At 67.7% G+C, this 10,364-nt stretch carries 8 protein-coding genes and 1 pseudogene; 8 read left to right on the top strand and 1 reads right to left on the bottom strand.

Features of this window, described 5'->3' with window-relative positions:
* The 6 genes from VXC91_RS38360 to VXC91_RS38335 all read left to right on the top strand — a co-directional run.
* Positions 1-1,539, top strand: a 1,539-nt coding sequence (locus VXC91_RS38360; RefSeq protein WP_329511976.1) for an FAD-dependent monooxygenase, incomplete at its 5' end; no start/stop codon positions are given.
* A gap of 15 nt (positions 1,540-1,554) precedes the next feature.
* Entirely contained in the window at positions 1,555-2,124 is a 570-nt protein-coding gene (locus tag VXC91_RS38355; RefSeq protein WP_329511975.1) for a flavin reductase family protein, read from the top strand.
* Between the two features lie 126 nt (positions 2,125-2,250).
* Complete coding sequence (locus VXC91_RS38350) at positions 2,251-3,762, top strand: 4-hydroxyphenylacetate 3-hydroxylase family protein (RefSeq protein ID WP_408057582.1); 1,512 nt, start codon at positions 2,251-2,253, stop codon at positions 3,760-3,762.
* A gap of 252 nt (positions 3,763-4,014) precedes the next feature.
* The gene (locus tag VXC91_RS38345; protein WP_329511973.1) at positions 4,015-4,557 is read left to right on the top strand and encodes a DoxX family protein; all 543 of its coding nucleotides are present in this window, start codon (positions 4,015-4,017) and stop codon (positions 4,555-4,557) included.
* Positions 4,558-4,772: 215 nt separating this feature from the next.
* The gene (locus VXC91_RS38340) at positions 4,773-5,714 is read left to right on the top strand and encodes a dioxygenase family protein (protein ID WP_329511972.1); all 942 of its coding nucleotides are present in this window, start codon (positions 4,773-4,775) and stop codon (positions 5,712-5,714) included.
* Complete coding sequence (locus VXC91_RS38335) at positions 5,714-6,841, top strand: maleylacetate reductase (RefSeq protein WP_329511971.1); 1,128 nt, start codon at positions 5,714-5,716, stop codon at positions 6,839-6,841. The genes VXC91_RS38340 and VXC91_RS38335 overlap by 1 nt, the downstream gene beginning before the upstream one ends.
* A gap of 607 nt (positions 6,842-7,448) precedes the next feature.
* On the opposite strand, the gene VXC91_RS38330 is transcribed toward VXC91_RS38335, so the two are convergent.
* Complete coding sequence (locus tag VXC91_RS38330; RefSeq protein ID WP_329511970.1) at positions 7,449-7,988, bottom strand: YdbT family protein; 540 nt, start codon at positions 7,986-7,988, stop codon at positions 7,449-7,451.
* A 390-nt stretch (positions 7,989-8,378) separates the two neighbouring features.
* On the opposite strand from VXC91_RS38330, the gene VXC91_RS38325 reads away from it, so the two are divergent.
* A complete protein-coding gene (locus VXC91_RS38325; RefSeq protein WP_329511969.1) occupies positions 8,379-9,320 on the top strand; it encodes a phosphotransferase family protein in 942 nt (313 codons plus the stop codon).
* 422 nt (positions 9,321-9,742) lie between these two features.
* Positions 9,743-10,364: pseudogene (locus VXC91_RS38320) on the top strand (MFS transporter); the annotation flags it as partial.

The raw sequence follows: 10,364 nt of genomic DNA, 5'->3' as shown, positions 1-10,364 counted from the left end.
ACCGTCGAGCGCCACCCGGGCACTGCCATCCACCCTCGTGCAGGACACCTGCACCTGCGCACTCTCGAGCTGATGCGTTCGGTCGGGCTCGAACGGCCCCTCCAGCGACTTTCGGCAGAGCGGTACTTCCCCAACGGTGGTATCAACGAGGTCCGCACGCTGGCCGAAGGCGAGGTCGCGTCCTATATCCCAGACCTCAATCAAGGGGTGGCCGAGTTCAGTTGCTCCCGCCGCCTGTTCGTCGCCCAGGATGCGCTGGAGCCGTTGCTGCGGGATCGCGCAGAGGACCTCGGGGCGACCCTGCGCTACAACGCCGAAGTTGTGTCCCTGGAGCAGGACAACGAAGGCGTCACCGCCACCATCCGAGACCATGGGACCGGCGCGGTCGACCGGGTTCGCAGTCGGTACGTCGTCGCAGCCGACGGCAACCGCAGCCCGATCCGCCGGCAGCTCGGGATCAAGATGGGCGGGCACGGCCGGCTCTCCCGCAGCGCGACGATCTACTTCCGCGCCGACTGCCGTGAACTCCTCAAGGGGACCGAACTCGGCGTCATCTACGTCAACAACCCGGCCCTGCGTGGCTTCTTCCGATTCGAGCGAACGGGGACGTCGGGGTTCCTCGTCGTCAACACGCTGGGTGATCCCACCGTTCCGGGCGCCTTGGACGTCACGCCGGAGCTCACGACCGAACGGGCCGCCCGACTCCTCCAGAGTGCGATCGGACTGCCGGATCTTCCTGTGCAGATCGACGACGTCGCGGAATGGGTGGCCACCGCCGACGTGGCCGAACGCTACCAGGCGGGCCGGATCTTCCTCGCCGGAGACGCGGCCCATGTGGTACCACCCAACGGAGGGTTCGGCGGCAACACCGGTATTCACGACGCGCACAATCTCGCGTGGAAGCTCGCGATGGTCGTTCAAGGCACAGCCGGCGAAGCACTGCTGACCAGCTACGATGCCGAGCGTCGCCCGGTCGGTGAGCTGACGATCGACCAGGCCTATTCGCGCTACCGCCACCGGGTCACGCCGGAGTTGATGACCGAGGACGTCCCGAAGCTCGTGGATGACTTCAGCATGGAAATCGGCTACCGCTACCACTCGGCAGCGATCCTGCCCGATGCCGATGCGGCAGATGACGACACACTGGTCGGGCACCCCCGGCAGGCGGTCGGACAACCTGGAACCCGCGCACCTCACGTCGAACTCGCCCCCGATCAATCCACCCTCGACCTGTTCGGAACGGGCTTCGTCCTTCTGACCGGGGGTTCGGGCCGGCCATGGCGGGAGGCGGCGCAGGCGGCGGCCCGCAATGGCCTGCCGGTGGCCACAGGGCCGGTCGACGCACAAGGCGATGACATCGCGGCCGCCTACGGGATCGGCCCGGCCGGAGCAGCGCTCGTTCGCCCCGACGGCTTCGTCGGCTGGCGCAGCCGCGGTGGAGTGCCCGATCCCACGACCGAGGTCAACCGGGCACTGACCGGGCTCCTCGCCCGCTCGGATGTTCCGATCGAGACCGCCCTCGATGTCCAGCACTCCTGACGAAAGGTGTGGCAGATGGCGATCGACCCTCGGGAACTACGCCGGTGCCTCGGGCACTTCGCCACCGGTGTCACGGTGGTGACCTGCCGTACGCGCGAGGGCGGGCTGCACGGCGCGACGGTCAACGCATTCACCGCCGTGTCCCTGAACCCACCCCTGGTGCTTGTCTCACTCGACCGGCGCTCGCGGCTTTGCCGCCTCATGGAGCAAACCGCCTTCTCCGTGAACGTCCTCGATGCACGGCAGCACGATGTGGCGCTGCACTTCGCGGGACGGCTGGCTCCGCATGCGGTCGAGTGGGATGACGACAGCCGCTGCGGTGCGCCGCGTCTCGCAGGCTGCCTCGCCACTGTCTCCTGCACCGCATGGCGCCACTACGACGGCGGTGACCACGTCCTCTATCTGGGCGAGGTGCAGGAATTCCGGGTCCGCCCCGGGCGACCGCTGCTGTTCCACACCGGTGAGTTCCACGCTCTTCCTGCCCACGGCGGTCACGTCCCCTGGGACGGCTCCGGCGACGCGCCGTCCAGCACGACCTGGTTTGCCACCTCCCAGCACGACCAGCCGGCCCGGATGGCCGGCTGATGGGTAAGGCCGCGGCCGGCCGCTCTCAGCAGGTTGTCGCATAGTCCCGAACACACGAGGGAGTAAGTCATGACCATTCAGCACAATTCGGCCCCGACCCCCACTGCCGAGATGGTTTCCAGGCCCATGACGGGAGATGAGTACATCGAAAGTCTCCGCGACGGTCGCGAGATCTTCTTGCACGGCGAGAAGGTCACAGACGTCACCACTCATCCTGCCTTCCGCAACGCCGTACGGATGACCGCACGGCTCTACGATGCGATGCACGACCCCGATCACCGCGACGTCCTCACCACGCCGACCGACACCGGGAGCGAAGGTTTCACCCATCCGTTCTTCCGGACGCCCCGCAGCATCGAGGATCTCAAGGCCGACCAGGCCGCGATCGCCGAATGGGCCCGCATGACCTACGGCTTCATGGGCCGCAGCCCCGACTACAAGGCCAGCTTCCTCGGCACGCTCGGCGCGAACTCCGAATTCTACGGCGAGTACGCGCCCAACGCCCGCCGCTGGTACCGCGAGTCCCAGGAAAACCTGCACTACTGGAACCACGCCATCATCAACCCCCCGGTCGACCGGCACCGAAGCCCGGACGAGGTCGCCGACGTTTTCCTGCATGTGGAAAAGGAAGTCGACGCGGGATTGATCGTCAGTGGCGCAAAGGTCGTGGCCACCGGATCGGCCATCACGAATTACAACTTCATCGCCCACTATGGGCTGCCGATCAAGAAACGCGAGTTCGCGCTCGTCTGTACGGTCCCGGCCGGTGCCCCGGGGATGAAGCTGATCTGCCGCCCCTCCTATTCCTACAACGCCGCAGTCACCGGTAGCCCGTTCGACTACCCGCTGTCGAGTCGGCTGGACGAGAACGACACCATTTTCGTGCTGGACAAGGTTCTCGTGCCCTGGGAGAACGTCCTCATCTACGGGGACACGGAGGCCGCGAGCAGCTTCCTGCCGCACTCGGGCTTCCTTCACCGCCTCACCTTCCACGGGGTCACGCGGCTCGCAGTCAAGCTCGACTTCCTCGCCGGCCTGCTGCTCAAGGGCTTGGAGACCACGGGCACGAAGGACTTCCGCGGCGTGCAGACGCGCGTCGGCGAAGTCATCAACTGGCGAAATATGTTCTGGGCGCTTTCGGACGTACAGGTCGCCCGGCCCACCGAGTGGAAGAACGGGGCATTGCTGCCCAACCTCGAGTACGGCATGGTCTACCGCTGGTTCATGACCCAGGGCTACCCACGCATCCGCGAGATCATCATGCGGGATCTCGGTTCGTCCCTCGTCTACCTGCCCTCCAGCGCCGCAGACTTCAACAACCCTGAGGTCCGGCCCTACCTCGACAGGTTCGTGCGGGGTTCGAACGGCATCGACGCCGTCGAGCGGGTCAAGCTGATGAAGCTGATCTGGGACTCCATCGGCTCGGAGTTCGGTGGACGCCACGAGCTGTACGAGATGAACTACGCCGGAAACCACGAGCAGATCCGGGTCGAGGCGTTGCTCAACGCCGAGGCCTCCGGCGCGGCGGACCAGATGCGCGGTTACGCCGAGCAGTGCATGGCGGAGTACGACCTGAACGGTTGGACCGTCCCCGACCTCATCGACAACGCCGACGTCTCGATCCTCGGCAAGAGCTGAGACCGGAAGACCGACAGCGACTTCGACAACAACGGGTCACCCGAGTTGCCGCAAGAAGCTCGAAGACGATGAACACCCCCTTGGCCCCGGTGAAGTTCCCTCCGTCCCGCCCGACCGGGGCAGCTTCATCGGGGCTGCAGGCAGCCGCTGTTACCCCGCGGCTGCCCCACCCTCGGTCCGACCACCGCCAGGAGCACTCACCAACACCACCCGCCTCACCGGATCATCACCAAACAAACGGACGGAAATACCATGTCGCTTGATGTCGGACTGCTGCTGCTCCGCGTGCTCATAGGGTTCGTACTCTTCGCCCACGCCACCCAGAAGCTGGCCGGCTGGTTCAGCGGGCCGGGCCCCAAAAAGGCCGCCGCGATCTTCGAGACGCTCGGCCAGGTACCCGGCCGCCCGATGGCACTGCTCGCGGCGACCTGCGAACTGGCCGCCGCCATACTGCTCACCCTCGGACTCGGCACCCCACTGGGTGCCGCGATCGCGGCCGGGACGATGCTCGTCGCCGCAGTCGCCATGACGACAAAAGCAGGCAATTCGTGGAACTCCTCCGGCGGCGGTGAATATCCGTTGGTGCTGGCCGTGCTCGCCGCCGCGCTCGCCTTCACCGGCGCCGGCACCTGGTCCCTCGATGCAGCACTCGCCCTGCCTTGGGCAGTGGCCGATGGCCCTGGCGCCCTGGTCATCGGGGCCGGAGCAGCAGCGCTCGCCGCCCTGGCCGCTGCCGCACCGATCATCCGAACGATCAAGGCCCGGCCAATCGGCCACGGTCGGGCTCTGGGCTGAGACCGACCTCAACGGCACGACGCGCTCAACATGTCTCTCGGTACGTTCGGCCCGGACCAGCTCGATATCGACCGCGCCGACGAGCGAAGCACGTTGCCTTCGGATTCGGTATCCACACGTACGTGGGCAACCGTCTCGCGCGCCGGCCACCGGCAGTCCCGAACTGGACCCGTCCAGGCCGGCCGTACCGGCACCCGACCACCCGAGGGGCAAGAATGACCGTGAACGAGAGCCCTACCACGTCCGACCGCGGCACGCCTGCTCAACCGGCCCAAGCCGGCCCGGAGCTGTTCAGCGAGGCCCGCTCGGCAGAAGTTGTCTCCGCCAGCTTCGCGAACACCGATGATCCGCGGCTGCAACGGGTGCTCACCTCGCTGGTGACGCACCTGCACGAGTTCGTCAAGGACGTGGAGCTGACCGAGAAGGAATGGGCCACCGCGATCCGCTTCCTCACCGAGACCGGCCAGAAGTGCTCGGACACCCGGCAGGAGTTCATCCTGCTTTCGGATGTGCTCGGCATCTCGATGTTGGTCGAGACGATCAACAACCGCTCGGACGGCGTGCTCACCGAGTCGACCGTCGAGGGGCCGTTCCACATGGTCACCTCCCCGCCCCGGGAACTGGGCGCCACCATCGCCGAGGACGGCAAGGGGGAGCCGTGCCTGGTCACCGGCAGCGTCGCCTGGCCGGACGGCCGTCCGGTGCCGGGAGCGAAGATCGATGTGTGGCAAGCCAATGCCGACGGCTTCTACGATGTGCAGCAGCCGGACGTGCAGCCGGAGAAGAACCTCCGCGGCCTGTTCACCGCGAACGACCAGGGCCACTTCTGGTTCCGCACCATCGTTCCGCGCTACTACCCGATCCCCGGCGACGGACCCGTGGGGGAGCTGCTCGAGGCGACGTCCCGGCACCCGAACCGGCCGGCACACATCCACTTCGAGGTGTCCGCGCCGGGAATGCGTACCGTCACCACCCACCTGTTCGTCGCGGACTCGGCATACATCGACAGCGACACGGTGTTCGGGGTGAAGCCCTCCCTCGTACGGGACTTCCCATGGGTCGACGATTCGGCACGGGCGGCTCAGGCCGGCCTGCGCAACCCGTTCCGCTCAGTGGACTTCGCCGTGGTGCTACAGGCTGCCGAGAAGGAGGCTTGATGACCGCCCAATCGTCCGGAGTGGCATTCGCGGACGCGTTCACCACGGGTTTCACCTATGACGCGTTGCCGATGCACGTGCGTTTCGGACCCGGGGTCATCGCCGAGCTCGGTGCCGAGCTCGGCCGACTGGGACTCGGCCGCGCACTCGTGCTGTGCTCGCCGGAGCAGGAGAAGACCGGCGAGCTCGCCGCGGAGGCGCTTCGCGGACGCGCGGCCGGGGTGCTGGCGCAGGCCCGGATGCACGTTCCGATCGAGGTCGCCCACCTGGCCCGGGAGCGCGCCGCTGCGCTGGGCGCCGACGCGTGCGTGGCCGTCGGTGGCGGCTCGGCGATCGGGCTGGGAAAGGCCGTCGCGCTCGAGCAGGGGCTGCCGATCGTCGCCGTGCCGACGACCTACGCAGGCTCGGAGATGACGCCCGTGTGGGGGCTCACCGAGGGGGGCCGCAAACGCACCGGGCGTGACCCCCGTGTGCTGCCGGTGAGCGTGCTCTACGACCCCGAGCTCACCGCTGACCTGCCGATCGGCATGTCGGTGACAAGCGGGCTCAACGCCGTCGCACACGCCGTCGAATCGCTCTACGCCCCCGACTCTTCGCCCATCGTGTCCATGATGGCGGAGGAGGGCGTACGGGCGATGACGGCCGCGCTGCCTGCGATCGTCGCCGCCGGATCGGACCGGGACGCCCGCGCGCGGGCGCTCTTCGGTGCCTGGTTGTGCGGAGCCTGCCTCGGCGCGACGACGATGTCGTTGCACCACAAACTCTGCCACGCGCTCGGGGGCACACTGGACCTGCCGCACGCGCCGACCCACACGGCGGTCCTGCCGCACGCGCTGGCCTACAACCAGCGGGCCACCCCAGCCGCGGTAGCGGCGTTGTCCCGTGCCCTCGGAGCCGGCAATCCCGCACGCGCCTTGTGGGATCTCGCGGGTGAGCTCGGCGCACCCCGGTCGCTGGCCGAGCTGGGTATGGCAGAGGCCGATATCGCCCGGATCGCCGAGCAGGTCGTGACGAGCCCCTACGCCAACCCGGTTCCGGTCACTCGAGACGGCGTCGTCCGGCTGCTCCAGGCAGCGTGGGCGGGCGAACCCCCCGCCGTCGGACTGGCCGGTGAGGTCGTGGCGTAATCAACAAGGTGGTCGCTACGGCCGTGGACGCGGTGGCTGGCTCTGTTCACGAGATCCGACAGCAGACCAGGGCGAGTTGCTCCAGTCGTCAGGATGCGCTTCACCCACCGCGCGCTACGCTGCCGCCGGGAGTGTTCATGAGCGACCGAGACCCATCCGGGTACGAGCGGATGTGGACCACCGAACGCGATCAGTGGGCACTCTTCCGAAGCGGCGCCGGCTACCTGCCGATGCTCAAGGGCGATCCGCCAATGGCCGAGGTCATCTGTGATGAAGAGCCGGCAGACCTTGTGGTCGCAAGAATGCTTGCCGCAGGTGGCAGTCGTAGCCGAGCCCCGAGAGTGTCAAGCCACTGGCTGACATCAACGGCTGAAACCAACAGCGGCGAACCGAGCCGGACGGGAAGGGCCCGCAGCGGTCACCACACCCCCGCCGAGCTCCGATCCCTCCGACCTCCAGGGGGTCCGTGGTCGACCTGGTAAGGATGAGGCCAGACCTTCGAGTCTGTGGCCGGCACGGGCGCTGACTCCAACTATGGGCGGCGCCCCGTGGCTTGCCCCAGTCATGGAGACTCCGCCCCCCGGAGGGTGCGTGGATCAGCTGCTGACTACTCGGGAGGGGCGTAAGGGCTCCCGTCGGACGCCGGTGGGCCACCCCACTGCACCCCCGGAGGTGGGACAGGAGCCCAGTCCGGGCCGCGGTGATCCAGCCACCACCTACCGATGGTGTGGAACTTCTCCTCGAAGCTGCGATCCCAGCTGAGGAACCCGGCGATCGGCGCCCGCAGGCGGGCACGGCGGCCGCCCGCTTCGTAGATCACGACGGTCCGGCTTCCGAAGAGAGACTCGATCTGGATGGCTTGGACGTTCGACCACGGGATGGTGCGGCGGCGGAGATTGTGCACGATGGCCGCCGATGGCGTGAGAGTGACCCCGAAGGGCAGCAAGGTGATCAGCACCGGCAGGACACCCCACAGGAGCAGTCCTGAGACAAGTAGAGGACCGAACGGTCCCCCGTCCAACCAGATCAAGACCTGGAAGGCCGGGACGAAAACGATGCTGGGCAGCGCGGGCAGCAGGCGTTGGAGGCGCGTCAACCGGTAACGGATGCGCTCCGGCGGCACAGCTGCGACCTGCAATTGCTCCATCAATCCCCACCCCTCACACGATGCAGCCAACGCTGGCCCATCAACACCAAGGCAGCATGGCGGACCTGGGGCGCGCTGTCCATCTGCCTACTCCTGGAAGCCGAGCAAGCGCTCTGAAGAACTCGTCTGGCCACTTGCTGTGGCCGTGGATCTTGAGACTGACGAAACCGACGCCTGCGCCAAGCGGAACTTCACGGCCTGAGGTGCTGTGCCCCTTCCGTGCCCGAACGGTCTGCGACCAACGGGGAACAACGGCGAGCCGCCTGCGTTCGCGCGAGGTCCACGTCGCCCCAGGTGAGCACTGATCCGCATACGCAGTCTTCCGAACAGGCTGCGCGGACAGCACGAAATCGGCGTGCACCTCCCGAATGGAAGAGATGTACTTCCCTCATGGTCAATTACCGCCAAGGACACACCGCGGACTGGCTCCAGCACTTCGCCCACCGTGGTTACGGCGCCGCCCGGCCTCTGGCCGCTGGTGTCGAGGGCGCCGTCTACTGGCTCGGCAAGGGCGTGATCGCCAAGGTGTGGAGCGGACGGTCACCGACTGACCTGGATCTCACCCGCCGGGTCTATGCGGACATCGCTCACCACCAGCTGCCGTTCGCCACACCGGAGATCCTCGACGTCGAAAGGCGCGAAGGCATCCTCGTCACGTATGAGCGTGAGCTGACAGGGGCACCATCCCGTCCCGATTCCGCAGCGTCCCCACCAGAACGCGGTCTGACCTCTCGTGAAACCGACGCTCTCCTTACGGTCCTTCGCGGCCTCTCCACCGTCCCAGGCACGGAGGCTATGCGGTGCCTCACGGTTCAGGGCGACGACCGCCCGTTGTGGCAGGGGCACACACGTTTTCCGGACGCACTCGCTGCCCTCGTGGAGCGTGCCACTCGGCGCCACAGCGAGTTGCTCGCCGACCACGTCCCCGATCTTTCCACCAGGGTCGAACGGGCTGTTCGGGCCCTCAGGGCACTTCCCGATACCCCTGTCAGCGTCATCCACGGGGACCTCGTGCCGCCCAACATCCACGTCGATGAGACAGGCCGCCCTACCGCCGTCCTTGACTTCGGTTTCTTCACCACCGCCGGCGACGCCGCCTTCGAGGCGGCCGTCACAGCTGTCATCTGGAACATGTACGGGCCTTCCGCAGAACAGCACGCTGCCGCTCTCACGCGCCTGTTCGCCGCCGAACTCCACCACAAGCCGCAAACCCTGGCTCTCTACCAGGCCGCGTATGCCATGACCACCTATGATCTGTTCGCCTCAGACGGTAGTGACGGCCACTTCCGCTGGTGCGTGGCGCTCCTCGACCGCTGTCCACTGCCCAAGTGATCAGTGCTGCTTGCCAAGCCCGCTGACATCAGCAACTGACATCAACGCCCCTGGACCAAGGTGCATCGCGCTGGATACCAGAGAAGGGGCAACCGCTTGTGAGGTTCCTCACTTCCCTCATCGATTCCCTCTCCCGTCCCGAAGCACTGCTCCTGCCCCACGAGCGGGTGGACGAACTCCTGGCCTGACCGGCGAGCTCACTTCAGAAGACCCGCACCCGTTCGTTTCTGCGCGCCGTTCCTCTACGCTCAAGGAGGTCATCAACTACCACATGGCATCTGCCCGGTGACGGAGTCGGCGTGGGGTGCGCGTCCCCGCTCCACGCCACCACTGGACGGCTTCAGGCGCAGCCACGGGTCGGCACATCCGGACGCCGACGACCTCGTGTGGCGCGTCCCGCCGGGCGGCGAAAGGGATGCGCCGTGCCTTCGGCTTCGGCGAACTATCGTACTCTGCTGTGCACTTCGGGTGCCGCAGCCTTCTTCCTCCCCGCCACTGTCGGGCGTCTGGGCATCGCCATGACGGGGATCGGCATCGTCTGGCTGGTGCACGCACGCACCGGGTCGTATGCCGCCGCCGGTCTCGTCACCGGCGGATTCGCTGTCGCGGACGCCGTCGCCGGGCCCCAACTCGGGCGCCTTGTCGACCGGTTCGGGCAGGCGCGGGTGCTTCCCTGCGCGCTGGGCGCGCATGCCGGGGCCGTGGGCCTGCTGCTCGCCGGCGCCGTTCCGGACCTCGTCGCCGGAGTGCTGGTCGGGGCAACGCTGCCCCAGCTCGGTGCCCTGTCCGCCGCTCGCTGGTCCGCCCTGCTGTCCGGCGAACGGGCTGCCGCGCTGCCCACCGCCTTCGCCCTTGAGGCCCTCGCCAACGGCGTGTCCTACCTGGCCGGCCCGGCCCTGGTGAGCGTCCTCGGTGCGGCGGGCCGCCCGGGCGCCGGGGTGCTGCTCGCCGCCGCGCTCGTCGTCGGCGGCGGGCTCGCCCTCGCCGCCCAGCGCCGCACCATGCCGCCCCTGACCGGCCGCGCCGAACACCGGCACGCCGGAC

The sequence above is a fragment of the Streptomyces chiangmaiensis genome, assembly GCF_036281785.1.
In the GTDB taxonomy this organism is placed as follows: Bacteria; Actinomycetota; Actinomycetes; order Streptomycetales; family Streptomycetaceae; genus Streptomyces; species Streptomyces chiangmaiensis.
Note: the sequence above shows the minus strand (reverse complement) of the source record. Positions and strands in the feature narration are given on the sequence as shown.